The sequence below is a fragment of the Methylosinus sporium genome (genome assembly GCF_003113265.1).
GTDB classification, from domain to species: domain Bacteria; phylum Pseudomonadota; class Alphaproteobacteria; order Rhizobiales; family Beijerinckiaceae; genus Methylosinus; species Methylosinus sporium.
Window position 1 is genome coordinate 102,842 of sequence record NZ_PUIV01000005.1, and the last position, 25,763, is coordinate 128,604.

Annotated in this window: 27 protein-coding genes; 19 read left to right on the top strand and 8 right to left on the bottom strand. The window is 65.7% G+C overall.

Features of this window, described 5'->3' with window-relative positions; genetic code table 11:
• Positions 1 to 337 precede the first annotated feature (337 nt).
• From C5689_RS05520 to C5689_RS05550, 7 genes are read left to right on the top strand one after another with little or no spacing between them, the layout of a single operon-like run.
• Positions 338 to 1,330, top strand: a complete 993-nt coding sequence (locus C5689_RS05520; protein WP_108916356.1) for an AAA family ATPase — start codon at positions 338 to 340, stop codon at positions 1,328 to 1,330.
• The gene (locus C5689_RS05525) at positions 1,327 to 2,244 is read left to right on the top strand and encodes a DUF58 domain-containing protein (RefSeq protein ID WP_108916270.1); all 918 of its coding nucleotides are present in this window, start codon (positions 1,327 to 1,329) and stop codon (positions 2,242 to 2,244) included. Before C5689_RS05520 ends, C5689_RS05525 begins: the two co-directional genes overlap by 4 nt.
• Complete coding sequence (locus C5689_RS05530) at positions 2,228 to 2,677, top strand: DUF4381 domain-containing protein (protein WP_108916271.1); 450 nt, start codon at positions 2,228 to 2,230, stop codon at positions 2,675 to 2,677. Before C5689_RS05525 ends, C5689_RS05530 begins: the two co-directional genes overlap by 17 nt.
• Positions 2,674 to 3,639 (top strand): VWA domain-containing protein, encoded by a 966-nt coding sequence (locus tag C5689_RS05535; protein WP_108916272.1) that lies wholly within the window; start codon positions 2,674 to 2,676, stop codon positions 3,637 to 3,639. Before C5689_RS05530 ends, C5689_RS05535 begins: the two co-directional genes overlap by 4 nt.
• Complete coding sequence (locus tag C5689_RS05540; RefSeq protein WP_146188325.1) at positions 3,636 to 4,547, top strand: VWA domain-containing protein; 912 nt, start codon at positions 3,636 to 3,638, stop codon at positions 4,545 to 4,547. Before C5689_RS05535 ends, C5689_RS05540 begins: the two co-directional genes overlap by 4 nt.
• The gene (locus tag C5689_RS05545; RefSeq protein ID WP_158271762.1) at positions 4,544 to 5,398 is read left to right on the top strand and encodes a tetratricopeptide repeat protein; all 855 of its coding nucleotides are present in this window, start codon (positions 4,544 to 4,546) and stop codon (positions 5,396 to 5,398) included. The genes C5689_RS05540 and C5689_RS05545 overlap by 4 nt, the downstream gene beginning before the upstream one ends.
• The gene (locus C5689_RS05550; protein ID WP_108916275.1) at positions 5,398 to 6,699 is read left to right on the top strand and encodes a BatD family protein; all 1,302 of its coding nucleotides are present in this window, start codon (positions 5,398 to 5,400) and stop codon (positions 6,697 to 6,699) included. Before C5689_RS05545 ends, C5689_RS05550 begins: the two co-directional genes overlap by 1 nt.
• Here C5689_RS05550 and C5689_RS05555 read toward each other — a convergent pair.
• Positions 6,653 to 7,135: a GNAT family N-acetyltransferase gene (locus C5689_RS05555; RefSeq protein ID WP_108916276.1), complete on the bottom strand. Its 483-nt coding sequence runs from the start codon at positions 7,133 to 7,135 to the stop codon at positions 6,653 to 6,655. The genes C5689_RS05550 and C5689_RS05555 overlap by 47 nt on opposite strands.
• A 275-nt stretch (positions 7,136 to 7,410) precedes the next feature.
• On the opposite strand from C5689_RS05555, the gene C5689_RS05560 reads away from it, so the two are divergent.
• The 6 genes from C5689_RS05560 (at position 7,411) to C5689_RS05585 (ending at position 14,404) form a co-directional block, all read left to right on the top strand.
• On the top strand, positions 7,411 to 7,800 hold the full coding sequence (locus C5689_RS05560) for a hypothetical protein (protein WP_108916277.1): 390 nt from the start codon (positions 7,411 to 7,413) through the stop codon (positions 7,798 to 7,800).
• Positions 7,801 to 7,918: 118 nt separating this feature from the next.
• The gene (locus C5689_RS05565) at positions 7,919 to 8,419 is read left to right on the top strand and encodes an RNA polymerase sigma factor (protein ID WP_108916278.1); all 501 of its coding nucleotides are present in this window, start codon (positions 7,919 to 7,921) and stop codon (positions 8,417 to 8,419) included.
• A 107-nt stretch (positions 8,420 to 8,526) separates the two neighbouring features.
• Complete coding sequence (locus tag C5689_RS05570) at positions 8,527 to 9,444, top strand: FecR family protein (RefSeq protein WP_108916279.1); 918 nt, start codon at positions 8,527 to 8,529, stop codon at positions 9,442 to 9,444.
• Positions 9,445 to 9,553: 109 nt separating this feature from the next.
• The gene (locus C5689_RS05575) at positions 9,554 to 12,082 is read left to right on the top strand and encodes a TonB-dependent siderophore receptor (protein WP_108916280.1); all 2,529 of its coding nucleotides are present in this window, start codon (positions 9,554 to 9,556) and stop codon (positions 12,080 to 12,082) included.
• A 160-nt stretch (positions 12,083 to 12,242) separates the two neighbouring features.
• Positions 12,243 to 13,220, top strand: a complete 978-nt coding sequence (locus C5689_RS05580; protein ID WP_108916281.1) for an MbnP family copper-binding protein — start codon at positions 12,243 to 12,245, stop codon at positions 13,218 to 13,220.
• Positions 13,217 to 14,404: a methanobactin export MATE transporter MbnM gene (locus C5689_RS05585; protein WP_108916282.1), complete on the top strand. Its 1,188-nt coding sequence runs from the start codon at positions 13,217 to 13,219 to the stop codon at positions 14,402 to 14,404. The genes C5689_RS05580 and C5689_RS05585 overlap by 4 nt, the downstream gene beginning before the upstream one ends.
• Before the next feature lie 63 nt (positions 14,405 to 14,467).
• Here the strand turns inward: C5689_RS05585 and C5689_RS05590 are convergent, their stop codons facing one another.
• The 3 genes from C5689_RS05590 to C5689_RS05600 are packed head-to-tail and all read right to left on the bottom strand — an operon-like array spanning position 14,468 to position 16,421.
• Positions 14,468 to 14,719 (bottom strand): plastocyanin/azurin family copper-binding protein, encoded by a 252-nt coding sequence (locus tag C5689_RS05590; RefSeq protein WP_158271763.1) that lies wholly within the window; start codon positions 14,717 to 14,719, stop codon positions 14,468 to 14,470.
• Positions 14,720 to 14,778: 59 nt separating this feature from the next.
• A complete protein-coding gene (locus C5689_RS05595; protein WP_108916284.1) occupies positions 14,779 to 15,501 on the bottom strand; it encodes a DUF1345 domain-containing protein in 723 nt (240 codons plus the stop codon).
• Positions 15,498 to 16,421 carry a polyprenyl synthetase family protein gene (locus tag C5689_RS05600; protein ID WP_244594598.1) on the bottom strand — a complete coding sequence of 308 codons (924 nt, stop codon included), beginning with the start codon at positions 16,419 to 16,421 and terminating at the stop codon, positions 15,498 to 15,500. The genes C5689_RS05595 and C5689_RS05600 overlap by 4 nt, the downstream gene beginning before the upstream one ends.
• 157 nt (positions 16,422 to 16,578) lie before the next feature.
• On the opposite strand from C5689_RS05600, the gene C5689_RS05605 reads away from it, so the two are divergent.
• The gene (locus C5689_RS05605; RefSeq protein ID WP_108916286.1) at positions 16,579 to 17,661 is read left to right on the top strand and encodes an alkene reductase; all 1,083 of its coding nucleotides are present in this window, start codon (positions 16,579 to 16,581) and stop codon (positions 17,659 to 17,661) included.
• 51 nt (positions 17,662 to 17,712) lie between these two features.
• Here C5689_RS05605 and C5689_RS05610 read toward each other — a convergent pair whose 3' ends face one another.
• Positions 17,713 to 18,009, bottom strand: a complete 297-nt coding sequence (locus C5689_RS05610) for a hypothetical protein (RefSeq protein ID WP_146188326.1) — start codon at positions 18,007 to 18,009, stop codon at positions 17,713 to 17,715.
• 379 nt (positions 18,010 to 18,388) lie between these two features.
• Here C5689_RS05610 and C5689_RS18815 point away from each other — a divergent pair, with 379 nt between their 5' ends.
• Positions 18,389 to 20,026 carry a TonB-dependent siderophore receptor gene (locus C5689_RS18815; protein WP_158271764.1) on the top strand — a complete coding sequence of 546 codons (1,638 nt, stop codon included), beginning with the start codon at positions 18,389 to 18,391 and terminating at the stop codon, positions 20,024 to 20,026.
• 11 nt (positions 20,027 to 20,037) lie between these two features.
• Entirely contained in the window at positions 20,038 to 20,637 is a 600-nt protein-coding gene (locus C5689_RS18940) for a TonB-dependent siderophore receptor (RefSeq protein WP_280176402.1), read from the top strand.
• A gap of 63 nt (positions 20,638 to 20,700) precedes the next feature.
• Here the strand turns inward: C5689_RS18940 and C5689_RS05625 are convergent, their stop codons facing one another.
• From C5689_RS05625 to C5689_RS05635, 3 genes are read right to left on the bottom strand one after another with little or no spacing between them, the layout of a single operon-like run.
• The gene (locus C5689_RS05625; protein WP_174800240.1) at positions 20,701 to 21,294 is read right to left on the bottom strand and encodes a DUF1254 domain-containing protein; all 594 of its coding nucleotides are present in this window, start codon (positions 21,292 to 21,294) and stop codon (positions 20,701 to 20,703) included.
• A complete protein-coding gene (locus C5689_RS05630; RefSeq protein WP_108916291.1) occupies positions 21,291 to 21,863 on the bottom strand; it encodes a DUF1214 domain-containing protein in 573 nt (190 codons plus the stop codon). The genes C5689_RS05625 and C5689_RS05630 overlap by 4 nt, the downstream gene beginning before the upstream one ends.
• 10 nt (positions 21,864 to 21,873) lie before the next feature.
• Complete coding sequence (locus C5689_RS05635; protein ID WP_108916357.1) at positions 21,874 to 24,066, bottom strand: transglycosylase domain-containing protein; 2,193 nt, start codon at positions 24,064 to 24,066, stop codon at positions 21,874 to 21,876.
• Positions 24,067 to 24,218: 152 nt separating this feature from the next.
• Here C5689_RS05635 and C5689_RS05640 point away from each other — a divergent pair, with 152 nt between their 5' ends.
• From C5689_RS05640 to C5689_RS05650, 3 genes are all read left to right on the top strand, one after another.
• Complete coding sequence (locus C5689_RS05640; RefSeq protein ID WP_108916292.1) at positions 24,219 to 24,716, top strand: YcgN family cysteine cluster protein; 498 nt, start codon at positions 24,219 to 24,221, stop codon at positions 24,714 to 24,716.
• Positions 24,717 to 24,845: 129 nt separating this feature from the next.
• The gene (locus C5689_RS05645) at positions 24,846 to 25,001 is read left to right on the top strand and encodes a hypothetical protein (RefSeq protein ID WP_206605355.1); all 156 of its coding nucleotides are present in this window, start codon (positions 24,846 to 24,848) and stop codon (positions 24,999 to 25,001) included.
• Positions 25,002 to 25,217: 216 nt separating this feature from the next.
• Entirely contained in the window at positions 25,218 to 25,763 is a 546-nt protein-coding gene (locus C5689_RS05650) for a terminase large subunit domain-containing protein (RefSeq protein ID WP_108916293.1), read from the top strand.

Genomic DNA, 25,763 nt, shown 5'->3' on the forward strand with positions numbered 1-25,763 from the left:
CCGAAAGGTCCGGAATCTTCGCGCGCCATTGGGGGCGGGACGCGGTGATAAAGCATTACGGCCGCGAAAACAGTCCGAACGGACGTCGAAACGACCGTTCGTCTCGCATGGTATAAATATTGGAATTGTCGCGTCAATAGGCCGCGCTCTCGCCGCCGCGCCGACGGCGCGCCGGGACGGCGGGACCGCCAGAGGCCCCGACCTGGACGGAATTCTATGAATAAACGGGAAAATTGCCCATCTAATTTAGATAATTGTCCCTCGACAGCGCGCGCCGCAGAGGCGAAAGTCTTTTGCCGCCGCGCCACAGAGTCCGATGGACAAACGCATGAATCCTATGGAACCGCTTCGCTTTTCCTCTCGAGGCCGGGTCGGCGAGCCGGGCGCCCGGTTCGCGGAGATCAGGACATATCTGCAATCTCGCCTCATCGGCGCGGATGCGCTGGTCGAGCGCCTGCTGATCGGCCTCGTCGCCGACGGCCATGTGTTGCTCGAGGGCGCGCCGGGATTGGCCAAGACGCGCGCCGTCAAGCTGCTCGCGCGCGCTTGCGATCTTACTTTCGCGCGCATTCAATGCACGCCTGACCTCATGCCCGCCGACATCACCGGCACGTCGATCTGGCGACAGGACAGAAGCGTCTTCGAATTTTCGGCGGGGCCGATCTTTCATTCGCTGCTGCTCGTCGATGAGATCAATCGCGCGCCGCCCAAAGTGCAATCGGCGCTGCTCGAGGCCATGGCCGAGCGTCAGGCGACCATCGCCGGCGCGACCCATATGCTGCCCGATCCTTTCATGACCGTCGCGACGCAAAATCCGATAGAGCACGAGGGCACGTTTCCGCTGCCGGAGGCGCAGCTCGATCGCTTCATGCTTCATGTCGAGCTCGCTCTGCCCGATGTCGCGACGGAGCGCCGCATTCTCGATCTCGTCGAGCGCGAGGATCAGGGCGAGGCCGTCGCGCCGCCTGCGGCGTTGGAGGCGGAGGAGATCGCCGCCGCGCGTCATGCGGCGCGATCGGTTCATCTCTCCCCGGCGGTGAAGGATTATATCGTGCGCCTCGTCGCCGCGCCGCGCGATGCGGGCGTCGCGCCGGAGCTCGCGGCGAAGATCGCGCATCCGTCCTCGCCGCGCGGCACTCTGGCGCTCGCCGCCGCCGCCAAGGCGCGCGCCTTTCTGGATGCGCGCGATTATGTCGCGCCGCAGGATGTGAGCGCGCTCGCCGTCGACGTTCTCTCGCACCGCACCATTCTCGGCTGGCGCGCGCTGGCCGAGGGCGAGACGCCGCGCGACGTCATTCGCGCCTATCTCGAAATGGTTTCGCCTGCATGAGCGCGGCGGAGGAGCGCGTCGTCGGCGTCGATCTCGACGTCGAAGCCTTGATGCGTCTGCGGCTGCTCTTTGCGCGCAGCGGCGCGCAAAGAGCAGCCGCGGCGGCGCCTTTCGGCGGTCTGGCGCAGCGTCGGCGCGGTCGCGGCGCGGAGACCTATGATGTTCGGCCCTGGTCGGACGGCGACGATATTCGAAACCTCGATCGCAACGTCACCGCCCGCACCGGCGCGCCGCACGTGCGTAGCTTTCACGACGAGCGCGAGCGCTCCGTGCTTTTTCTCGTCGATTTTCGGGCGCCCATGTTGTTCGGCACGCGCCGCGCCTTTCGCTCCGTCGCGGCGGCGGAGGCCGCCGTCGCCGCGGCCTGGCGCGTGATCGAGCAGCGCGGCCGTGTCGGCCTCTGCGCGATCGGCGCCGATGGGGCGCGCTGTTTCGGTTGGGCGGCGGGCGCGCGCGGCCTTCCGCCGCTCATCGTCGCGCTCGTCGAGGCGCATCGCGCGGCGCTCTCGGACAATGGCGAAGCGGCCGGGCCGTCGCTCGCCGCGGCGCTCGAGCAAATGGAGAGCGTCGGCGGATCATCGGCCGTCAGTCTCGCCAGCGCGCTGGATTTTCCGGGCGAGGCTTTCGACGCCATAGCCGCGCGCCTCGCGCGGCGGCGCGATCTCTCCGTGCTGCTGATCGCCGATCGTTTCGAGCTGGCGCCGGCGCCCGGCCTCTATCCGTTTCGCACGCGCGAGGAAGAGGGAACGCTGCGCATTGCGCAGGGCGCGGCGCCGGCGCCCGACCAGCGGCCGGCGCGTCTGCGCCGGCTCGGCGCACGTGCGCTCGAGGTCGACGCCGGCCTCGAGGCCGAGGCGGTCGCCCGCCTTCTCGAGCGTTTCGATATGGAGCGTTTCGATGGCCGATCCGTCTGATCTGCTCCAGCAATTGCGGCCCCTGCGCGCGCCGCCGCCGGATGGAGCGGCGGAGATTCTGCTCATGGCGCTCGTCGGTTCCCTCGCCGGCGCCATGCTGGCGCTCGCCTTGCGGTTCTGGCGCGAGCATCGCCGGCCTCTGCGTCGCGCGGCGCTCGCTTCTCTCGCCGATACGCGCGCGCTGCCGGCCCCGGAGCGACTCGCGGCGCAAGCGAAAATGCTGCGTGATCTCGTCGGCGCGCTCGATGGCGGCGCCGCGCGTCTCCATGGCGACGCTTGGCTCGCGCGGCTCGATAGGTTCTTCGCGACGACCCTGTTCAGCGAAGGGGAGGGCCGCGCTTTCGGCGACGCGCTCTATCGTCCGCGCGCCGACGATCCGAGCGAGACGCTGGATCGCGCCTTGCAAAAACTCTTGTCGAGGCTCGATCGATGAGCGGGCTCGAACTGGCGACGCCTCTCGCTCTCATTCTCTTGCCGGCGCCCTGGCTGCTGCGCCTTCTGCTCGGCGGCGACGCGGCGCCGGGCGGCGGATTGCCATTGCCGGCGACGATGCGCGAGCGGCTCGGCGCCGGCGCTTCGACGAGCCGATCGCGTCTCTCTCGGTCCGCGATCATCCGAGCGCTCGCCTGGATCGGACTCGTGCTCGCACTGTCGGGACCACGGATCGCGGGCGCCGTCGCCGCTCTGCCGGCCGCTGGTCGCGACATCATGCTCGCGCTCGATCTCTCCGGCAGCATGACGAAAACCGATTTCGAATTGAACGGCGCCGCCGCGAGCCGACTCGCCGTGCTGAAACATTTCGGCGCGGAGCTGATACGCCGTCGCGCCGGCGATCGCATCGGCCTCGTCGTTTTCGCCGAGACCGCTTTCGCTGCGGCGCCGCTGAGCTTCGATCTTCGCGCGGTGAGCGCCGCGCTCGAGGAAATGGAGATCGGCCTCGTCGGCCGCTCCACAGCGATCGGCGAAGCGCTCGGTCTCGCGCTGAAGCGTCTTTCCGATTCGACGGCGCCGTCGCGCGTCGTGATTCTCCTATCGGACGGCGCCAATAACGCCGGCTCCAGCGAGCCCGTCGCCGTCGCCGAACTGGCGCGCGCCATGGGCGTAGACATCTTCACCATCGGCCTCGGCGTGAATGACACTGTCGCCGATCCGGCCGACACGGACGCCGTCGATTTCGTCGCTTTGCAACATATCGCCGAGATCGGCGGCGGCGCCGCCTTTCGTGCGCGCACAGGCGCGGAGCTCGACGCTGCGACGCGCGCTATAGAGGCGCTGCTCGCCAGCCCCGCGCCGGCGCCGCCGACGATCATCTATCGCGAGCTGTGGATCTATCCGGGCGCGCTCGCTTTCCTCGCGGCGACGGCGCTCGCGCTCGCGACGAGGGAGCGGCGATGATCGACTTCGGCGATTACGCTCTGCTGCGCCCGCTCTGGCTGCTCGCTTTGCCGGCGCTGGCTCTGCTTCTCGTCGCGACGCGACGTCGCGATGCGCTCGGCGATTGGCGCCGCGTCATCGATCCGGCGCTCCTCGCTGTCATTTCGCGTCGTCACAAAATCGCCGGCGCGACGCGGCGCGACGGCCCGCTTTTTGTCGGCGTCGCGCTCATCGCGCTCGCGCTCTGCGGGCCCGCGATGAAAACTCCGGGCGCCGAACAATTTCGCAATCTCGACGCCACGTTGATCCTGCTCGACGTGTCGCGCGCCGAGCGCTTGCCGCAGGGCGTGGCGGCGGCGCAATATCTCATCGAGCGTTCCGGCGCGCGCCGGCTCGGCCTCGTGCTCTATGCCGGCGACGCCTATCTCGCGAGCCCGCTCACCGACGATGCGAAATCGCTCCAATCCCTGCTCTTCGCAATAGACGATCGGACCGTTCCAGACGGCGGAGCAGAGCCCGACCGCGCGCTCGCCTTCGCCCGCCATCTGCTGCGCGAGACGCAGATTTTGACGGCCGATGTCGCGCTGATCTGCGACGGCGAGGGGTTAGATGCGCGCGCCGAACGTCTCGCGGCCGCGCTCGCGCGCGAAGGACACAGAGTGCACAGCCTCTTTGTTTCCGCCCGCTCCGGCGCCGATGCGCGCGATTCCTCGGGCCGCGCCGCGATGACATCGCTCGCCGCGGCCGGAGGCGGGCGCGCCGATGACGCGGCGCATCCGCAGGAGATCGCGCGCGCGATAGAGGCGCGCGGCGTCGCCCATATCGGCAGCGGCGAATTGCGAGCGCTCGCGTGGCGGGACTATGGGCGCTTCGTCCTTCTGCTCGCGGCGGCGCCGCTGCTGCTCGCTCTGCGCGGGAGGGGCGATTGAGCGCGCATCGTCGTAGGAGTGAGGCGCCGCGCCTCGGACCGCGAGCCTTCGGGCTCGCCCTGTTTTTCCTTATTTTATCGCTTCTCGTCGCTGGCTGCAGCTTCGGTCGACAGCTCGGCGGCCGCGCGCTTCTCGCCTCGGGGCTCGCCTCCGCCGCGGCGAATGTCTTCGCCGATCCGGCCTGGAAAGGCGCGGCCTTCTATTCCGCCGGGCGCTTCGAGGAGGCGGCCGCCGCTTTCGCGCGCGATGCCGACAGCGCCTATGATCTCGGCAATGCGCTGGCGCTCTCTGGACATTACAAGGAGGCCGTCGCCGCCTATGATCGCGCGCTGCGCGCCGATCCCGACGATGACGACGCCTCCTACAACAAATCGCTGCTGCTCGGCCTGATCGAGCGCGAGAGCGGCGGCGGCGACGCCAGGGCCAATTCGCCGGCCATGGGCCGGCAGCGCGCGCTCGGCAGTCTCGACGACGACAAGGGTGGAGGCGGGGAGGGCGCCGCGGGCGAGCGCGAGACGAGTTCGCGGCCGGGCGATCGCGGCGGCGCCAAAGCCTCGAAGCTTGGCAAGGGCCAGGAGGAGTCGGCGGAGAGCGGCGCCGGCGCGACGGGCGCTGTCGGAGCCTCGGAGGGCGCCGGCCGCACCGGCGGGCAGAGGATCGACGTCGCTGCTCTGCTGCACGAGCGCGACCGCCGCGTGCGCCGCCGGCTGGAGGCGCGCTCGGTGCGGCCGAGCGCCGACTGGCTGCAAAATCTCGACGACGATCCCGGCCGCTTTCTGAAGCTGCGCATCGCCGCCGAAAAGGCGCGGCGGCTGCGCGCCGGCGGCGGCCCGCTGGAGGAGGACGATTGATGGCGACGCGTCTCGTCCTGCTTTTTTGCCTGCTGCTTCTCCCCTTCTCGCGCGCCGCCGCGCAGGAGGAGCCGCCCTTCGGCCGCGTCGAGCTGCGCGTCGAGACGCAAGCGGAAATCTCCACTGAGACGCCCTATGTCGGCGAGCCGCTGCGGCTGGTGATCCGCTCCGCCATACGCGGCCATGTGCTGCTGGATCATATCATCCAGCCCTCGCTCGTCGATTTCGATTGGCAGCAATTCGGCGTCGACGCCTCCAGCGAGGAGATGATCGACGGTTTCTGGACGCCGGTGGTCGAGCGCGTGCTGATGATCTATCCGCTGCGCGCCGGACGGCTGACCATCCCGCCCTTCAAGCGCCGCATCGCCTATCGCATAGAGGAGAGCGGCAAGGTCGAGGCCGAATATGTCTCCGCGCCTCTCCAAATCGAGGTGCGCGCGCGTGACGCTCTCGTTCCGCCGAGCGAGAATTTTTTGCCGGCGAAGAGCCTGCGCATGACCGACGCCTGGGAGCCGGCTCCCGATAAAATCCCCTTCGGTGAGACGGCGCGGCGCACGCTGACTGTGGAGGCCGAGGGCGTCACCGCCGACCGGCTGCCGGCGCTGCCCAATTTCCGCGCGCCGGGAATTATCACTTTCGCCGCGCCGGTGGAGCGGCGGACCATCGTGACCGACAAAGGGCCGATCGCCCATGCCGTCTATCGCTGGAGCGTGCGCCCGGTGTCGGCGGTCCCGGCTTTCGCGCCGGCGATCCGCATCGCCTGGTTCGACGTTGCGACGCGGCGGATGCGCGAGGCGCTGGCGCCGGAGCGGCGCGTCGCCTTCGCCGAGGCGGGGCGCGAGCGGGTCGCCGCGCGGCTGCGCGAGAGCCCCGGCCTCACCGCGCCGCAGCCGCTCATCGCCGCTCTGGCGAGCTTCGTCGGCGCGGTGGCTCTCGTCCTGCTGCTCGGCTCTCTCCCGGCGCGACTTCTCGCACGCCGTCCGAGGGAGTTCGGAGCCTTGCGCCGCGCCGCCCGCGCGAAAGACGCCGCCGCCTTCCGCCACGCGGCCGCCCGCTTGGCGCAGGCCGATCCCGAACGCTGGCGCGAGATCGCCGCGCGCGCGGACATAGGCCCGGCGCTCGCGGCGCTCGAATGCGCGCTCTACGGGCGCGAGCCTCCCGAACCGCCGCCGCTCGCCCCGCTCGCGCGGGCGATCGCGGGCGCCTGGGCGGGAAAGGGCGGCGGCTTCGATGTTCTCGAAGGCTGCGCCTCGGCTATAGGCGCCGATACATCACGAACGCGTCGACGTAACCGCGGGTAGGATGGTGAAAAGCGAGCGGCAGCCGACCGACGATCTGAAAGCCCGACGATCGCCACAGGCGCACGGCGCGTTCGTTCGCGCTGACGACGAAGTTGAATTGCATGGCCCTATAGCCTCGGCTTCGCGCGTGCTCCAGAGAGTGCTCGCACATTCTGCGCGCGACGCCTCGGCCGGCTGCCGAGCCGCGCGTCATAAATCCGCAATTGCAGACGTGGCGCCCAGCGCCCGCTTGGTTGGGGCGCATGTAATAGGTTCCGAGGATCGCGCCGTTCTCCTCGGCCACAAAGGTTTCTTTGTCCGCGCCGAGCCAGTAGGCGAGCGCGTCATCCTCGCTCATTTCTCGGTCGAGCGTATAGGTTTCGCCGGCCCGGATCACCGGCTCGACGATCGACCAGATTTCTGCGCGATCTTCTGCGGAGGCAAGGCGGATGAGCATCGAGCATCTATAGGCGTTCTCGTGGATCTTCTGAAGCGCCTACGGCGAGGGGGCGCGGATTTACATATCGTCCAATTCACGCGACCTCCTGGCCGGAACGAGACCGGCAGGACCGCCCGGCAGCCTCATGAGGCCCTTTCTGGCGCCGCTTCTCGCTCACCCGACCCGATTGTCCCCGCCCGTTGACTTGCCGTAACGCTGCGTTCTAGGAATCCCTCCCACGCGGATTTTCGTCGGCCCTCGCCGATCGATCGCGCGGCGCCGGATCGTTCCCTATGGCGGGTTTGCGCGGCAGAGGTTTTTCGTGGCGAGCGACGATCGTTCCGATCGCCGTTCTCGCGGCCTTGCTGCAAGCGCTTCTGCTCTTCGCCGCGATCGGCCCCGCCCATGCGCATCACGCCCCGCCGGGCCTCGCGCTCGCCTCCGCCGATTGCGGCGGCGCTGCGCATCCGGGCGAGGCGCCGGGGCCGCATTGCCCGCTGCATCCGCAATGCTGCTCGCTCGGAATGGCGAGCCTCGCGCCGCTGATCGGCGCCGTCCTCTCCATGCTGCTTCCCGTCGCTCCCGGCGAGACGATGACGCTCGGCGTCGCGGCCGAGCGCGGCGCGCATGGTCCCGCGCCGGCTCGTCCCTGGTCGTCGCGAGCGCCGCCCTTTCTCGGCTGATCCGGCGCAAGGCGCCGCCCGTCTCGCCATCATCCGCGCCTTCGCCCGCGCGGCCTCGCCAATTTCTCGCCGATGCGCGACCGTTCCCGGGCGCGTCGGCTCTCGCCGGACATAGTCGATGTCGGATGAGAAATCGCGATTCTTCGCTCGTTTGTTTCTGCGCAGCCGGCGCGAACTCATCGGCTATTTCGCGCGCCGCGTCGGGCGCGAGGACGCCTCCGATCTGCTGCAGGAGACCTTTGCTCGCGCGTTGCGGAGCGAGCGTTTCGAGCTGGCGGCCGATCCGCCCTCGCTGCTGCAGCGCATCGCCGTCAATCTGGCGCGCGATCACGCCCGCCGCCGCCGCACCGAGGCCAGATATGTCGATTTCGACGCCGACGCCGAAATGGCCGTCGCGACCGGCGCCAGGCCCGACGCCCGCCTCGAGGCCGAGGAGAAATGGCGCCTGCTGCGCGAGGCCGTCGACGCCCTGCCGCCGCGCTGCCGCGACGTTTTTCTCCTCTATATGCGCGAGGGGCTCGGCCTCGGCGAGATCGCCGAGCGGCTGGGCGTTTCGCGCAATATGGCGCAAAAGCACATGCGGCTTGCCATGGCGCGCTGCTGGGCGGCGCTGGAGTAGATTTTTGCGCGAGCGACCTCCTTTTTCGCCGTTTCGCGCGTGGTGTTCGGGGCAGGCCGCCGCTCGCTCGCCTCGGGCGTCGGCGCGTCTCTGCGACGGGTGAGGTGATGTCGAAGACGAAATCCGCCATTCGCGAGGCGGCGATCGATTGGTGGCTGCGGCGAAACGAGACGACGCTCTCGCGCAAGGAGCAGGCCGCCTTCGAGGCCTGGCTCGCCGCGGACGACGCCCATCGCGCCGCCTATGAGACGCTCGCCGCGCTCGGCGATTTCATGGCTCCGCGCTGGCCGGGCGCAGGGCCCCAGCGCAAGACGAAGCGCCGGCGGCGCAAGGCGGGCGCGGCGGCGGGCCTCGCTCTTCTGGCGCTGTTCTTCGCCGATGAGATCGCGCTGCGGCTCACGGCGGACGTCCTCACCGGCGCGGGCGAGACGCGGCAGGCGACGCTCGCCGACGGCTCCCGCATGGAGCTCGATTCGCTCAGCGCCGTGGCTCTTCACTTTACCCAGAGCGAGCGGCGGGTGACGCTGATCGTGGGCGAGGCCTGGTTCGATGTCGCGCCCGATCCGGCGCGGCCTTTCGTCGTCGAGGCGGCGGGCGGAACCGCGACCGCGTTGGGCACGGCTTTCGACGTCGCCATAGAGAACGGCCGCGCGCGCGTGACTGTGACGAGCCATAGCGTGCGCGTCGCCGGCGGCGGCGGCGCGGTCACGGTCGAAGAGGGGCGGCAGAGCGCCTATGGGCCGGGCGAGGCGGCCGAGGCGCCCGAGCCCGTCGATCTCGCGCGCGCCACCGCCTGGCGGCGCGGCAAGCTCATGTTCGAAAATCGGCCGCTCGGCGAGGTGGTGCGCGCGCTCGGCCGCTATCATCGCGGCTTCGTTTTTTTTGCCGATCCAGCCTTGAGGGCGCGGCGCGTGACCGGCGTGTTCAACGCCCAGGACCCGATCGCCGCGCTCGACGAGATCGAGACGTCGCTCGGCCTCCATGCGACCCATGTCACCAAATATCTGACGATCGTGCACGAATAGCCGCGGCGCGAGAAATATTTTTTCGCGCCGACCTCCTTTTTCGCCGTCTGCCGCGTGGAGGCGCGAGACAGGGGGCGAAAACCGTCCCCGGCACGGAAGAGGCGGCGAGATGGCGGGTCGGGAAAAACGCAACGGTTTCAGAACGGGCGAAGCAAGGATCGGTTCGACGCTGGCGATCGCCGCGATCGGCGCTCTGACGCTGGGTTCGGGAGTTTCGGACTCGCCGGCGCAGGCGGCTATTTCGCCGCAGGAGCGCTCCGGCCTCGTGCAGAACTATCGCATCCCTTCCGGCCCGCTGCCGGGCGCCTTGAACGCTTTCGCCGATCTCAACGGCTTGCAGATTCTCTATGACGCCGACGTCACCGGGCGATTGAGGACGGCGGGGCTCGACGGCGATTTCGCGGTGGACGAAGGGCTCGACCGTCTGCTGTCGGGAACGGGATTGTCGTGGCGCTTCGCCGCCAAGGGCAAGACCGTGTCGATCATACTGGCGCAGAACGATCGCGGCGTGACGAATGACGCGATCGGTGCGGAGTCGCTGCCGGCGATCGACATCGGCGCCGACAGGGGGAAGGTGAAGCCCGCGGCGGCGGGCGCGCAGGGGCCGGGAGACAGATCGACCGGATACAGGCCCAGCGCGACCGCGCCGACGACCTTGAAGACCGATGCTCCGCTGATGCAGACGCCAATGTCCATTCAGGCCGTGACGCGTCAGACGATGGATGACCAGCAAGCGATCACTTTCAGAGACGCTCTCGTCTCCAATGTCAGCGGCGTCACTCTCACGCCGAATTTTTTCGACAATGTGGTCAAGGTTCGCGGCTTCCAGGCCAACACTTTCAAGAACGGATTGCTGGAGTTTCGCTTTCGGCATTTCGATACGACCAATCTGCAGTCGCTCGACGTCGTGAAAGGCCCGGCGGCCATGCTCTTCGGCCGTATGGAGCCGGGCGGTCTCGTCAATATGGTGGTCAAGCGCCCGCTGGAGACGCCCTATTATTCGGTGGAGCAGCAGATCGGCTCCTACGGGCTGACGCGCACGATCGTCGACGCGACCGGGCCCGTCACGGACGACAAATCCATACTCTATCGTTTCAACGGCGAATTCTTCCGCTCCGGCTCCTATCGTGACGTCATCAACGATCGCAACGTCTTTCTGGCGCCGACGATCACGCTGCATCCGATCGAACAGTTCCGGATGAACATCGATTTCGAATACGACAATAGAACCTGGGTCGACGATTTTCCGATCTATCCGGCCGTCGCCGGAGGCCCGGCCAATATTCCGCGCAGCCGCTATCTCTCGCCGGCCTTCATCACCGCGCGATTTCCCGACAATATGGACAAGAAGCGCATCGCCTTTGACTGGACTTATGATTTCCTGCCGGGATGGAGCCTGACGAACCGTCTCAGCTACTCCAATGCGGGATATCAGACCAATAATGGATTCCCGTTCGGATTCAATCAGGCGACTGGCGTTCTCTCTCGCTTTCTGACGTATCTCCCGGGCTACACCGATAAGAATTTCGCGACGAATCTCGATCTGAAGGGAAAGTTCACGACTGGCCCGCTCGAGCATTCGATCCTGGCCGGCTTCGATTATTTCAACTATTTCACGCCGATGTATGCGGGCCTGTCCGTTCTCGGCAGTTCGGTCAACATCTACGCGCCCAACTATTGGCAGTTCGAGAATCTCGCCCAGGCGCAGACATACACCGTCCTCGGGCAGAAATGGACCGGCGTTTATGCGCAGGATATGATCTCCTTCCTCGACGACACGGTTCATGTGCTGCTCGGCGGGCGATACGACTGGGCGGAGACATGGCAGAGCCGCTACCGCACCTCCGCCGCACTCGCGAACGCGACCTATTGGGCGAGCTACGACAAAGGCTTCAGCCCGCGAGTCGCGGTCCTCTATCAGCCTTGGCCCTGGTTGTCGGTCTATGGCAATTTCACGCAGTCGCTGGGCGCGAACCAGGTCACGACGCAAGGTCTGACCTTGCAGCCGCAGAGAGGCGAGCAATTCGAGGGCGGCCTCAAGGCCGAATTCTTCGACAAGCGGCTGCTGCTCACAATGGCCTATTTCGACATCACCAAGACCAACGTCCCGGTGACGGACCCGAGCAATGCGGCCAACACGCTCACCATCGGCAAGGCGCGCAGCCAGGGCTTCGAGCTCGATCTGACCGGGCGCATCGACGACAATTGGAGCGTCATCGCCAATTACACCCATAATGATGTGCGAACCATCATCGGCACCGCCACCGATCCCGTCACCGCTTATAATCGCCAGATCGCGGTCGCCGGCAGCATTCTGCCGGGCAGCCCGCGCAACTATGGCAATCTGTGGGTCAAATATGACGCCGACGGCGATTTGCGCGGATTGAGCGTCGCGGGAGGCGTCAATGTGAGCTCGGACCAGCTCGGCGACCCGGCGAATTCCTTCGTCCTGCCGAGCTATGCGCTGCTCAACGGCATGATCGCCTATACGACGACGGTCGCCGGTTTCAACGTCACCGCGCAACTGAACGTCAAAAACATCACCGACACGGTCTATTACCCTTCGGCGGGCAGCCGCACGACGATCATGACCGGGGCGCCGCGTACCTTCTTGGGCTCGCTGCGCGTGGAGTTCTGATCGGAGGGCGCTGCGGGACGGGAGATTCATGCTCGCTGCAAAAAAAATCTTTCGTCCCGAGGTTCCTTTTCGCCTATTCGCACGTCTTATAAGATAGGCGGCGCCCTCGAAAATTTTTGCGGACGGCGGAACGCCCGGCCGAAGAGCGGAGGAAGTCGAGATGCGGAAATTGCGATATATCGGATTTGCGGCCGCGGCGGCCGGCTATTTTTGCGTTGTTTCCGTGTCGGCTCTCGCCGCCTCCGGCGAGGCGAAGCCGGTTTCCATCTCTTTCGCGCTGGTGAACGACGGCAAGGAGGTCGGCTGCGGCGCTCCGCTCGCCAATCTCGGGACCGGCCATCTTTCCGCCAAGCTCCACGAAGCGCGCCTTTATGTCTACGGCTTCAAGCTGATCGACGCCAAGGGCAAGCGCACGCCGGTGGCTCTGGATCAGAGCGAATGGCAATATGGCGATGTCGCTCTGCTCGACTTCAAGGATGCGCGCGGCGGCAATAGTCCCTGCACGCAGGGCAATCCAGCCAAGAATACGACCATCGTCGGCAAAGCGCCGGCGGGCTCTTATGTCGGCCTCGAATTCTCGGTCGGCGCGCCGGTGGAGACGATCGTCGACGGCAAGCCGGTCTCGATCAATCATTCCAATGTCGAGACTGCGGCGCCGCCGCTCGATGTGGTCGGCATGGCGTGGAACTGGCAGGCCGGCCGCCGCTTCGTCACTTTCGAGGTCGATCCGGCGACGCCCGTCATCAAGGCGGACGGCTCCAAGACGCGCAGCTGGATGGTGCATATCGGCTCGACCGCCTGCAAGGGCAATCCGGCGACCGGCGAGATCGTCGCTTGCGCGCATGAGAACCGCTTCACCGTCGCGCTCGATCGTTTCGATCCCAAGACGCAGCGCGTCGAATTCGATCTCTCCAAGCTCCTCGAGAATTCCGACATCGTCGCCGACAAGGGCGGCGCGGTCGGCTGCATGAGCGCGCTCGACGATCCCGAATGTCCGGCTGTTTTCTCTGCGCTCGGCCTCAATCTCGGCGACAGCGCCGCGGGCGCCGGCGACGCCGGCAAGCAGACCAAGCCCGGCGTCTCGCCGATTTTCAAAGTCGGCGCGACGGCGGCGAAAGTCGTGGGCGCGAAGCAATGAGGGGGGCGCCGTTCTTCGGACTGACGCTCGCCGTCGCGGCGGCCTTCGCCGCCTCGGCCGAGCCGGCCAAACAGGCGGCCGACAAGCAGACAGCGGCCGAGCAGACGGAATGGAAATGGGAGCTTCCCAAATATATTCCGCCGCCGCGCGTCCCCGCCGACAATCCCATGTCGGAAGAGAAGTTTCAGCTCGGACGGCGCTTGTTCTTCGACAAGCGCGTCTCCGGCAATGCGACGATCTCCTGCTCCTCCTGCCATTTGCAGGAGCGCGCCTTCACCGACGGGCGCGTCGTCAGCGTCGGCTCCACCGGCGACAAGACGCCGCGCAATGCGCCGTCCATCGTCAATTCGGGTTGGCGCGCGACGCTCACCTGGGCCAATCCGGCGCTGGTGACGCTGGAGCGCCAGATGGAGAATCCGCTCTATGGCGAGCGGCCGATCGAGATGGGCGTCAATGACGCCAATAAGGCGGAAATCGTCGCGCGCTTCCGCAATGATGCGGATTATGTGAAATGGTTCGCCGCCGCTTTTCCGGAAAAGAAGCCGGCCGAGCAAATCTCTTTCGAGACGATCATCAAGGCGATCTCGGCGTTTCAGCGCGGCGTCGTCTCCTTCGACAGCCGCTACGACCAATATTTGCAAGGCAAGATCAAGCTGACGGAGGCGGAGCAGCGCGGGCACGATCTTTATTTCGGCGAGAAGGCGGAGTGTCATCACTGCCATGGCAGCGTCGATCTCGACGATCAATTCGTGCATGCCAAGACGCGCGAGGCGGAAACGCCTTTCCACAATACGGGCCTCTACGACATAGACGGCAAAGGCGCCTATCCAGAGCCCAATCGCGGCCTCTATGACGTGACGCAGGACCCGGACGATATGGGCAAGTTCCGCGCGCCGAGCCTGCGCAACATAGCGATGACCGCGCCCTATATGCATGACGGGACGGTGGCGACGCTCGAAGAGGTCATCGATATCTACGCACGCGGCGGACGCAAGATCGAGACGGGGCCGGCCAAGGGCGACGGCGCGCTCAATCCGCTCAAGAGTCCGCTGATCGTCAAGATCGATCTTTCGCCACAGGAGAAGGCCGATCTGCTCGCCTTTTTGAAGGCGCTGACCGACGAGAGCCTGCTGACCTCTCCGCGTTTCTCCGATCCGTGGAAGGCGCAGGCGGCGAAGAAATAATTTCCGCGAGTCGCCATCGGCGACTCGCGTTTTCGTTTCGATGGCGCGCGAAGGGAACGGGTCTCAGGGAATGACGGAGATCGTTCCGCTCATATGAGAATGCAGCCCGCAGCGAAAGGATACTTCGCCGGGGCGCGGCAGCGTGACGCGGAAGCTCTCGTCCTCGTCCATTTGCTCGGGCGAATGGAAGATTTCTTCCTTGCCCATTGCGCCGATGATCGAATGGGGCGCTTGATCGCGATTGACGAAGACGATCGTATCGCCGGCTTTGACGGTGAGATGCGCGGGCGTGAATGCGAAATTTTCGATCCGCACCTCGGCCGCGACGGAAGGGCCGAACGAGAGAGCCAAAGCGGCGAGAAGAGCGCGCGTTCTCACACGAAGCCCGCAGCGATATTGACGGTGAGCGCCAGAACGGCCGTATTGAAGAAAAAGGCCAATACGCCGTGAACGAGCGCCACGGCGCGCATCGTCGCGGAAGAGATCGAGACGTCCGCCGTCTGCGAGGCGACGCCGATCACATAAGCGAAATAGAGAAAATCCATATAGCCTGGCTGCTGCGCGCCCGGAAAGATCAGCCCGCCGCGCAGTTCGGACGGTCGGTCCGGCGCGCTGGCGCGCTCGAAATAATATTCATGCGCATAATGGAGCGCGAAGGTCAGATGCACGAACAGCCAGGAGAGCACGACGGTCAGCACGGCGAGGGAAATATGCGCGTGCTTTGAAAATCCCTCGAGATTTTTGACCGGGCCGAGCTCGGCGACGATCGCGCCTATGGAGGCGCAGGCGGTGGCGATGGTCATCACCAGAATGACCAGCCGGCCCTCGTCCTGCAATTGCGCGCGGCGACGCATGGAGATCGGCGTCGAGCGCGCCATCAGCTCGGCCGAGAGCAGCAAATAGAGAGTGACGAAGACGTCCCAGCCGACGAGCGCGCGGGTGACTTCCCGCCAGCTCCCCGGCAATAGGAGACCGACGGCGGTTCCCGCGAGAACGCAGAAAAAAAGCCGGGCGCGCGCTTTGGCGACGCGCCACAGCAGCGGGCGGCGGCGGCGAGGACCGTTCGTCTCGCCGGAGAGGTTCAGCGCGCCGCTCAATTGCTGCGCAACGCGACGAAGCGGGCGGCCTCCGCGAGCACGCCGGTCGCTGCGCCGAGGCCGGTCTCGCCGAGCGCTTCTATGGCGGCTTCCACCAGAGCGTCGCGCCGCTCGCGCGCCTTGTCGAGGCCGAGCAGGCCGATCAGCGTCGCCTTGTTGCGCTCGGCGTCCTTGCCGGCGCGCTTGCCGAGCGCGGCCTCGTCGCCCTCCGCGTCCAAAATATCGTCGGCGATCTGAAAGGCGGCGCCGAGCGCGTCGCCATAGCGGCCGAGCGCCGCGGCCACGGGCGCCGAGGCGCCGCCCAGAATGGCGCCGAAATCCACCGAGATCCGCAAGAGCGCGCCGGTCTTCATCGCTTGCAGGCGGAGCGTCTCCTCCTGCGAGAGCGGGCTCGAGGCTTTTTCGGCTTCGAGGTCCAGCGCCTGGCCGCCGACCATGCCGCCGAGCCCGGAGGCGCGCGCCAGCGCCAGCACCAGCCGCGCGCGAATTTGCGCATCGGCGTGGGTCGCCGGATCGGCGAGGACGTCGAAGGCATAAGTCAGCAGGCCGTCGCCGGCGAGAATGGCGGTCGCCTCGTCGAAGGCCTTGTGCGCGGTCGGGCGGCCGCGGCGCAGATCGTCGTCGTCCATGGCGGGGAGATCGTCATGGGCGAGCGAATAGCAATGGATCATCTCGATCGCCGCCGCCGCGCGGCGCGCGCTCTCGCCCTCGACTCCGAAGAGCCGGGCGGATTCGAGCGCCAAAAAGGGCCGCAGCCGCTTGCCGCCGCCGAGCGCGACATAGCGCATCGCCTCGAGCAGCCGCGCCGGCCGGGCGATTTCGCCGGGAAGCGGCTCTGCGCCGAGCAGCGTGGCGAGCGTGGACTCGGTCGCGCCGGCGGCCTCGTCGAGGCGGCGGCGGAAGTCTGCGTCTTCGGTCATAGCTGCGTCGCCGATCATGGGGCCCTTTCCCGAGAAAATCATTCCATCTGGTCCCGACCTAACAAATTTGCGATCAATCCCCAAGTGGGGGAGCGCTAGGGGGAGCGGTCGGGGAACGGCCCGCGCAGGGGCGAGAGACCACGAGGATACGGCAGATATGAGCGTTTCTTTATTCGAACCTTTTCGTCTCGGCGATCTTTCGCTGGCCAATCGCATCGTCATGGCGCCGCTGACGCGCCGTCGCGCCACACATGGGACCAACGCCGCCAATGCGCTGATGGCCGAGCATTACCGCCAGCGCGCCTCGGCCGGCCTCATCATCGCCGAGGCCTCGCAGATTTCCCAGCAGGGGCAGGGCTACGCCTTCACCCCGGGAATCTATTCGCCCGAGCAGATCGCCGGCTGGCGCGAGGTGACGGACGCCGTTCATGGGGCCGGCGGCCATATCGTGCTGCAATTGTGGCATGTCGGGCGCGTGTCGCATGTCTCGTTGCAGCCCGGCGGCGGCGCGCCGGTCGCGCCCTCCGCCATCGCTACGACGAAACAGGTGGCGATCGAGACGGGCTTTGTCGATTGCTCCGCGCCGCGGGCGCTGGGGCTGGACGAAATCCCAGGGATCGTCGACGATTATCGCAAAGCCGCGCGCAATGCGAAGGAGGCGGGTTTCGACGGCGTCGAGATTCATTGCGCCAATGGCTATTTGATCGACGAATTCTTGCGCGACGGCTCCAATGAGCGAACCGACGCCTATGGCGGATCGCCGCAAAATCGCGCCCGCTTCGGCCTCGAGGTCGCGGACGCCGTGCTGGAGGCTTGGGAGCCGTCCCGTGTCGGCGCACGCATCTCGCCGGTCAGTCCGGTGCATGACATGGCGGACAGCGATCCGCAGACGGTCTTCGGCTATTTCGTGGAGAAGCTCGCGGAGAAGAAGCTCGGCTTCCTTCACGTTATCGAAGGCGCGACGCAAGGGCCGCGCGATGTCGCGCCTTTCGATTATCTCGCTTTGCGGAAGAGCTTTCCCGGCGCCTATATCGCCAATAACGCCTATACGCTGGAGTTCGCCGAGGAGACGGTCGCGAGCGGGCGCGCCGATCTCATCGCTTTCGGCCGGCCGTTCATCGCCAATCCCGATCTCGTCGAGCGCCTGCGCCGCCGCGCGCCGCTCGCGGAGGTCGATCGCGAGACGATCTATGCGGCGGGCGCGAGAGGCTATACGGATTATCCGACGCTGACGGCGTGAGCCGACCGGCCGGGCTCGTTTCTCCTTGCGGGAAACGAGCCTGCCGAGGCGCTATTCCGCCTTGGGCGCCGTGTCCGGCGCATGGCCGTCATGGCCGCTCTCATGTCCGCCATCATGGCCCGCGCCATGGCCCTGATGCATGGATTTCATGTGATCCATCATCATCTGATCGTGCATCTGATGCATTTGACGCATCTCCTGCATCATCTTGCAGCAGCCGCCCCCATGGCCCTCGCCGTGCTCCTCCTGCGGAGCGGCAGGCTTGGTCTCGACAGTCGTCTCGGCGAGCGCCGGCGCGATCGTCGCCGCCAGAAGAGCCGCCGCCAGTGTGGGAATGATATTCTTCATCGCATCGCCCTCAGCTATTGCCGGCATCTCTATAGGAAGTGGTCGCCGGCAGGGTCGATCGCAATGCGTCGACATGTCCGACCCTCACATTAGCGCGTTGCGGGCGCGCGTCGAGATTGCGAAGCGATTCCTGCGCTATATTATGGATTCTTGCGCTCGCTTCTCGATCAATTCATTTCTCCCCCGTGTCTCGAGTGACCAACGGAGCGGCATTCAGCCCATATTTACGACAACTTAGTTCATTTTGTCGAACCCAGCCTATCCGTATAAATATAGTACAGTTATATAGCGATCTCGCCGCATGGCGGGCCTCGAGGCGGCGAGGCGCGGCGGCGGCTGGTCCGATCCGGGACCGAACCTCAATGCTCGGGACTCTCAAATGCCGTCTACTCCACGTTTTCGTTTCACTCGTCCAACTCTGCGCTCCAATGAGCGTTTGCTGCTGGTGGGCGGCTGCGCGCTGCTGCTTCCGACGCAGGTTCACGCCCAACCAGTGGAGCTGCCGCCGATCGATGTCTCCGCGCTACCGGCCGTCCAGCCGATGATCGGCGAAGGACGGCCGGAGGGCCATAAGGACTATCTCATCACGCGCAGCTCGACCGGCAGCAAAGCCGAGCTGCCGAACTCCTTTGTTCCACAGCATGTGACGACGATCCCGCATAAGATCATCGAGGAGCAGGCCCCGCGCACCATCACAGAAGCGTTGCAGAATGTCTCCGGCGTCAGCAGCCCTTATCCCAGCTATTATCCGCTCGATCAGCTCACCAGCCTCTACATACGCGGCTTTCAAGTGAGCACGACCTTGCGCGACGGTCTTTGGGATCCGACGCCTTTCGGCAATGCTTGGATCGGCAATCTCGAGCGCGTCGAAGTTCTCAAGGGGCCTTCCGCTCTGCTCTACGGGGCCTATTCCGGCGATGTCGGCGGCGCGCTCAATCTCGTGACGAAGAAGCCGCTTTCCGATCCGCATGCGACGATCTCCTCGGAGTTCGACACCTATGGAACGCATGCCGTGTCCGCCGATCTCTCGACGCCGTTCGCCGACAATAAGGATTGGCTCGTGCGGCTCAACATGCACGAAGGCGGCCACAGGCTTTTCGCCGACGATACATTTTTCGAAAAGCGCCACATCTCCGGCATGTTGCAGGGGCAACTGACATCGCAGGACGCCATAACCCTCGAAGCCGAATATCGCTGGCAGAACACGCATCCCTATAGCGGCCAGCCGGGCTTTGTCACAGTGGGCAGCGGAGCCTCGGCGATTCTCGCGCCGCTCGCGCCGACTTCGCGTGACACGAATCTCTACGATCCGCGCTCCACCTATCGCTATCGCAGCGACGCGTTGCGCGCCGTCTACGAGCATAAGTTCGACGATAACTGGTCGTTCAAATCATCAGCGCAATACACGCTGACTTCGCGCGATACGGTGTCGATCACCGCGACGCCGAGCCTGCTTTCGAGCGGGGCCGAGAAATTCACGCAGTCCTATTCCGAGATTCGCATGGGGCCTGTCTATGCGGTGGACACGGACCAGATGCTGCATGGCCGTTTCTCGACCTTTGGATTCTCGCATGATCTCGTCCTCGGCGGGCGCTTCACCGACCAATGGTACAAGATGGACATGCGCAAGCCGACCAACAGCTTCTCGAGCTTTTATTTCAACGATCCGAACTATCCCAATTGGGGGGCGCCGGCGCTGAACGTCTATCAATATATGTTCGGCGATTCCGACACGCATCAGTTCAACGAATATCTCAACGACGTCGTCTCCATCACGGACCAGCTGCGCCTCTCTGCCGGCGTAAATCTGGTGCAATATCGCTCCTTCTCGGAATCGGGCATGAATCCGCTGAAGATGTCCAGCTCCAAGTCGCGTGGTTCCGGAGTCGGGTGGCGCGTCGGCCTGCTCTATGATTTCCTGCCGGGCTTCACTGCCTATTCCGGCTACTCCACCACATTCAACCGCAATATCCGAACACGACGAATGACGGGACGATTCAGACTTTCGATCCGCTGAAGGGCGATCAAATCGAGTTCGGCGTGAAGGCAGATCTCACCGACAAGCTCAGCGGCACGGCCTCGATCTATCAGATCGAGCTCGACAATGTGACGACGGCCGATCCCGATCCGACGCGAGCGACCAATGGCTATAAGGTGCAGACGGGCAGGCAGCGTAGCCGAGGCGTCGAGATCGACGCGAGCTATAAGATCGCGCCGGGCTGGAATTTCCTGCTCGCTTATGGCCACACGGATGTACGCATCGTCGCCGATTCGAACTATGTCGTCGGCTCGCGCACGCCTTTCGTGCCGCAGGATACGCTGCGTCTGTGGAGCATCTATGAGGCACAGTCCGGCGACTTCGCTGGGCTTGGCTTCGGCGGCGGCATGAGATTCGTGGGCTCGCGCACCACCAATCTCGTCTCGCAGACGACGCCCAATCTGGTCGTGACGCTCGGCGCCTATGCGACTTTTGATGCGCTCGCCTATTACAAATACGAGAACGCAAAGCTCAGTGTGAATGTGCGCAATCTCTTCGACGCGCGTTACCGAGAGGCGAGCCCCAGTTCCGCGTGGCTGTTCCCCTCTGAGCCGCTCAATGCGACTTTGCGTCTCGAAGTGACATTCTGATCGGCGCCCAAGACGAAGCGATCCATGGCGAGACGTCGGATCGCTTCTTTTGCGTGACGCGCCTCAGCTTTCTGGCTCGGCGACAGTCTCGCAGGAGACCGCGCGCAGGCGCTGCTCGGCGCGATCACGATCGCTCGCGCGCTTGGCCAGCGAGCGCATGAGCACGAAGCCGCGCATCGAAGGCGCTGTCACATGCACTTGGCTCGGCGGCGCTTCCTCGTCTTCTCCTTCCACCGCTTCGATCTGGCGCGCGTCGCCGACCAGCACGTCGATCTTGCCTTTGATCGCGGAGCGATCGGTCGCGGAATGAAAAACGCGGCCGGTGCGCGCATGAAAGGAGAGCGCGATCAATTCCTCGGGATCGGCGTCGGCGCGCACGCGCATCATCCCTTTGGAGAGATCGAAGAGACAGACGCCTTCGACGAAAGCGGAATCTTCGAAAGGCATGACTTCCGCGCCCGGCGCGGCGCGCGGCAGCAGAGCGACGCCATTGGGCGTCGTCTCGGCGCTCTGCGCCGCCGCGGCGAGGCGCGCATAGGCGTTGCGCGGCGCGAGCTCCGGCATCAGCAGCACGGAGACGATATGAACGGAGCCCGCGACGCAGACGGTCGCGAGCGCCCAGGGCAGCCAGTCGAGATAGGTGCGAGATATTTTCATGCGCAATGCAGTTTCACGATCTTCGGAAATGTCGCGGGGTCGGGCGCCGATTCGATGTCGAGCGGCGTGTCATAGAGGCGCAGCACCAGCGTGAAAGGTTCTTTCGCTACAGGCAGCCAATTGCCCGGACGCGCCTGCGGGCCGATCTCGATCGCGAAGGCGCCGCCCTCGCGACGCAAAATTTCGCTCGAGGTGAAGGCGTGGCGACCGGCGGGATTGTCGATGAGCCGCCCCGCGGCGCTGGTCGCGCCGAGCGTCCAGAAGCGCGCCGTCGGCGTCGAGTCGGAGAGGCGGTAATCGCAACGTCCATCGAGCGGCGCGCCGTTCGAATCCGTATCAGCGAAAAAGGCGAGGCCTTGACCATGGCCGAGCGGCGCCTCGCCCGAGCGCGCCAGCACGGCGCGCGCATAAGGATCGATATCGGAGCCGCCGTGGCGCGGCCAGGCGGTCCAGGGCCCGACATGCACCGCGCCGAAGCCGCGGCCGAGCCCGAGCGAAACGGCGGTGATCGCAAAGCCGAGCAGAAGACCCGCGATCATCACGGCGAAGGCCCGCACATAATTGATCATGCGAAATCCGTCAGCGCCGATCGGCGCGCTTGTCGGTGGGGGACGTCTGCGACGACGAGTCGGGGACGGAACGCTTCGGATCGTCGAATTTCATCTTGGACTCGATCTGGCCGAGCGCCTCCAGCGCGCCGCGCGACAGCGCCGCGGGACGCGCCGGCGCGCCGAGCTCCACCGTCTTGGGCTGAGCGGCCGCCGCCGCCGCGAGCGTCGCCGGCGAAGCGAGGCCGCGAATCGGCTTGATGGCTATGCCTTGATGCGCATAGGCCATGATGTCGCGCCATGTCTTCGCCGGCAATGTGCCGCCGGTCATATTCGCCATACTCTCATTGTCGTCGTTTCCATACCACACGCAGCCGCCCAAATTGCCGGTAAAGCCGCAGAACCAGGCGTCCTTATAGCCGTTGGTGGTGCCGGTCTTGCCGATCACGTCGACGCCCGGGCCGAGATTGGCGCGCCCGCCCGTGCCTTCGTCGATCACGCGCTTCATCATCGTGTCGAGCTCGGCGACTTTCTCGAAAGGCACGACCTGCTCCTGCGGCGGCGCGTCGCGATCATGCTGATAGAGAATCTCGCCGCGACTGTTGCGCGCCTCCACGGTGGCGTAGGGCGTCGTCTTCTTGCCGCCATTGGCGAAAGCGGCGTAGCCGGCGGCATGTTCGAGCAGGATCACATCGCTCTGCCCGACGGGCAGAGAGGGCGTATCCTCGAGCGGCGTGGTGATGCCGAGCTTGCGGCATGTGTCGATGATCTTGGCGCGGCCGGCGCGCGAATCGCCATTGCCGATCGCGATCGACAATTGAATGGCGATGGTGTTGAGCGATTTGGCGAGCGCCAATGACAGCGGCAGCGAGCCGGCGTAACCGCCGCTGTAATTGTGGACGCAATAATTGCCGATGCAGGTCGGGCGGTCGGTGACGACCGTCGTCGGCTTGAATTTATTGGTCATCAATGCTGTGAGATAGACATAGGGCTTGAAGGAGGAGCCGGGCTGGCGCGCCGCCTCCGTCGCGCGATTGAACTGGCTCGCGCCATAGTCGCGCCCGCCGACGATGGCGCGCACGGCGCCGTCGAGCTCCATGAAGGCGGAGGCGCTCTGCTTGGCGCGATAGGCGCGGCCGCTCTCGCGCAGATTCTCCTCCACTACTTCGTCGGCGCGCTTCTGCACATTGGGATCGAGCGCGGTGCGGATCGTCAGCACGCGGTCATCGCCGAACTTGCCGGCCTCGGCGAGGCGCTGCGCCTCCTTGAAGGCGAAGTCGAGATACCAATCCGGGCTCTGGTCGCGCTTGCGCTCGATGGGCGTCGCCGGATTGCGCTGCGCGGCGACGATCTGGCTCTGCGTCATGAAGCCGGCGTCGACGAGATTGTCGAGCACGTCATTGGCGCGCGCGCGCGCCGCGGGAAGATTGACATGCGGGGCGTATTTGGTCGGCGCCTTGAAGAGGCCCGCGAGCATGGCGGCCTCCGACAGCGACACGTCGCGCACCGATTTGCCGAAATAGAATTCCGCCGCCGCCTGAATGCCGAAGGCGCCGCCGCCCATATAGACGCGGTCGAGATAGAGCTTCAAAATCTCCTGCTTGGCGAGGCGCTGCTCGAGCCAGAGCGCGAGAAAGGCCTCGTTGATCTTGCGGGTGATGGTGCGCTCATTGGAGAGGAACACGTTTTTGGCGAGCTGCTGCGTGATGGAGGAGCCGCCCTGCACCACGCCCGAGGAGCGCGCATTCACGGTGAGCGCGCGTCCCGTGCCGATGATGTCTATGCCGAAATGCTCATAGAAGCGGCGATCTTCGGTCGCCAGCACCGCCTTGATCACATAGTCGGGATATTGATCGAGCGGCACGGCGTCGTCATGCTTGATGCCGCGCTGTCCGGCGACCGCGCCATAGCGATCGAGAAACGTGATCGAGAGGTCCTGCTTCTTGAGCCAATCGTCGCTGGTCATGCGCATGGCGGAGATCGACAACGCCAGCGCGACAATGCCGCCGCCGAGCGCGAGCGTCAGCGACTCGCAGCCCAATTCCACCGCCGCCCGGCGCAGGCCGCGCACCTGGAAGCGGTTCATGAAGGCGGAAAAATTCTCATAGGCCTCGCGCGCGCCGCGGCTCGAATCGAAGAGGCTCGAGTCGATATAGGCGTCGAGCGCCAGCAGCAGCCTTGCGGCCCGCTTGTATAAGCGCGAGGATCGAATAGTCTCGAGCAATTGCGCCGCTCCCTTGGGCCCTCCGGGCGTCATGCGAACCGGGGGCGGATGATAGCACTCCTCGAGCCGCCTTGACGATGGCCGGCCCGCAGGATCGCCGGCAGGATGAATAGAGCGCGCGCTGCGCCGCAGACGAGGGTCGAAGACAGAGTATGGCGACGAAGACCGAAAAAGAGGCGGGCGAACCGTTCTGGATGAGGCCCTTGGACGAATTGACGCGGCCGCAATGGGAGAAGCTCTGCGACGGGTGCGGGCGCTGCTGCCTGGTCAAGCTCGAGGATGAAGATAGTGGGGAAATCTATCATACGAGCGTCGGCTGCGACCTGTTGGACGGCGACACCGGACGTTGCCGCGACTACGCCGGCCGCCAGACCAAAGTGCCCGATTGCGTGCGCCTCACCCTGAAGGCGCTCGCCGGGATCGCCTGGCTGCCGCCGACCTGCGCCTATCGCCTGCGCGCCGAAGGCAAGCCGCTCCCCGAATGGCACCCGCTCTTGACCGGCGATCCGGCCAGCGTCCACACGGCCGGCGTCTCCGTGCGCGGCCGCGTGGCGGCCCGCGAGCAGGAGGTGGAGACCGACGATCTTCCCAATTTCATCGTGCTGTGGCCCAAGCGCTGGCCGCGGCGCAAGAAAGGGCGGGCGGCGTGAGGCCTGCTTGCGACGTCTTCGATTTGATTATATTGCGGAAATTCGAGAGGGCGGCCACATGTCCAAACCCACGACGATGACCGTTCGCGTGAGCGGCGCATTGAGCGATTTCGTCGCCGCGCCGCGAATGTGGGCGAGAACGGCGCCTATGAGAATGTCAGCGAATATATTCGCGATCTGATCCGCCGCGACAAGGAGCGCGCGGAGACAGCGGCCTTCGAGCGCTTGAAAGCCGAGCTCGCTCACGCCTTCGCCGCGACTTCCGCACTTGAGACGTCGTTATGAATTTATTCCTTGACAGCGGGATGGTGGTCCTATAGACAAATCCCATGCTCCAGAATTGCGCTTGGGGCGAGGGGCTTTGCCCGAGACTGGACCGCGCACCTTCAGGATCGCTCTTTCCGAGACATAGCGCGCGGCTTCCCCCGATCTCTACGTAAACAGCCGAAAGCGAGCCTGAAGGCTCGCGGTCCGGGGCTTTCGTCCCATGGAGGCCGATGCATGGCGCAAAAGTCGGACGCGCGCTCGTGTGACATCGTCACGCAGGCGAAGCTGCTCTATGACGCGGGCGTTACGCCGATCACGGAGGTGCGCGCGATGCTCGGCATGAGCGAGAGCGCGTTCCGCAGCTTTCGTGAAAGAGAGGGATGGCCGCTGCGGCCGTCGCCGATCAAGCGCAAGAGCGCCGAAGCGCCCCCCGTGTCGGAGCGACGGAGCGTCGCGCCGCCGCCGAGAGAGTCGCGCAGCCTCATCGCGCGGCTGGAGGAGGCGGTGGAGCGCGAGTTTCTGCGCGCCGAAACGGCGCTCGCGACATGCGGCGCAAAGGCGGCGCCCAAGACCATGGAGACGAGCGCACGCGTGCTCGCCAGCCTGGTGCGCAGCTTGGCGGAATTGAAGCGGATGAATCGCGACGCCGGCGCGGCGCGAGCGGAGGACGAGCTTGATCGAGACGCTTTCGACGACGAGCCTCCCCGCCAATTGGCCGAACTCCGCGAGGAGCTTGCTCGCCGGCTCGAGCGCATGTGCGGCGAAGGGCCGGCTCGATGA

Coding starts and splice junctions, on each gene's coding strand:
- C5689_RS05555 (WP_108916276.1), bottom strand. CDS start 7,135: ATGCTCATCCGCCTTGCCTCCGCAGAAGATCGCGCAGAAATCTGGTCG.
- C5689_RS05640 (WP_108916292.1), top strand. CDS start 24,219: ATGGCGACGAAGACCGAAAAAGAGGCGGGCGAACCGTTCTGGATGAGG.
- C5689_RS05630 (WP_108916291.1), bottom strand. CDS start 21,863: ATGATCAATTATGTGCGGGCCTTCGCCGTGATGATCGCGGGTCTTCTG.
- C5689_RS05525 (WP_108916270.1), top strand. CDS start 1,327: ATGAGCGCGGCGGAGGAGCGCGTCGTCGGCGTCGATCTCGACGTCGAA.
- C5689_RS05570 (WP_108916279.1), top strand. CDS start 8,527: ATGTCGAAGACGAAATCCGCCATTCGCGAGGCGGCGATCGATTGGTGG.
- C5689_RS05605 (WP_108916286.1), top strand. CDS start 16,579: ATGAGCGTTTCTTTATTCGAACCTTTTCGTCTCGGCGATCTTTCGCTG.
- C5689_RS05625 (WP_174800240.1), bottom strand. CDS start 21,294: ATGAAAATATCTCGCACCTATCTCGACTGGCTGCCCTGGGCGCTCGCG.
- C5689_RS05610 (WP_146188326.1), bottom strand. CDS start 18,009: ATGAAGAATATCATTCCCACACTGGCGGCGGCTCTTCTGGCGGCGACG.
- C5689_RS05580 (WP_108916281.1), top strand. CDS start 12,243: ATGCGGAAATTGCGATATATCGGATTTGCGGCCGCGGCGGCCGGCTAT.
- C5689_RS05575 (WP_108916280.1), top strand. CDS start 9,554: ATGGCGGGTCGGGAAAAACGCAACGGTTTCAGAACGGGCGAAGCAAGG.
- C5689_RS05585 (WP_108916282.1), top strand. CDS start 13,217: ATGAGGGGGGCGCCGTTCTTCGGACTGACGCTCGCCGTCGCGGCGGCC.
- C5689_RS05650 (WP_108916293.1), top strand. CDS start 25,218: ATGGCGCAAAAGTCGGACGCGCGCTCGTGTGACATCGTCACGCAGGCG.
- C5689_RS05535 (WP_108916272.1), top strand. CDS start 2,674: ATGAGCGGGCTCGAACTGGCGACGCCTCTCGCTCTCATTCTCTTGCCG.
- C5689_RS05550 (WP_108916275.1), top strand. CDS start 5,398: ATGGCGACGCGTCTCGTCCTGCTTTTTTGCCTGCTGCTTCTCCCCTTC.
- C5689_RS05565 (WP_108916278.1), top strand. CDS start 7,919: ATGTCGGATGAGAAATCGCGATTCTTCGCTCGTTTGTTTCTGCGCAGC.
- C5689_RS05540 (WP_146188325.1), top strand. CDS start 3,636: ATGATCGACTTCGGCGATTACGCTCTGCTGCGCCCGCTCTGGCTGCTC.
- C5689_RS05600 (WP_244594598.1), bottom strand. CDS start 16,421: ATGACCGAAGACGCAGACTTCCGCCGCCGCCTCGACGAGGCCGCCGGC.
- C5689_RS05530 (WP_108916271.1), top strand. CDS start 2,228: ATGGCCGATCCGTCTGATCTGCTCCAGCAATTGCGGCCCCTGCGCGCG.
- C5689_RS05560 (WP_108916277.1), top strand. CDS start 7,411: ATGGCGGGTTTGCGCGGCAGAGGTTTTTCGTGGCGAGCGACGATCGTT.
- C5689_RS18815 (WP_158271764.1), top strand. CDS start 18,389: ATGCCGTCTACTCCACGTTTTCGTTTCACTCGTCCAACTCTGCGCTCC.
- C5689_RS05520 (WP_108916356.1), top strand. CDS start 338: ATGGAACCGCTTCGCTTTTCCTCTCGAGGCCGGGTCGGCGAGCCGGGC.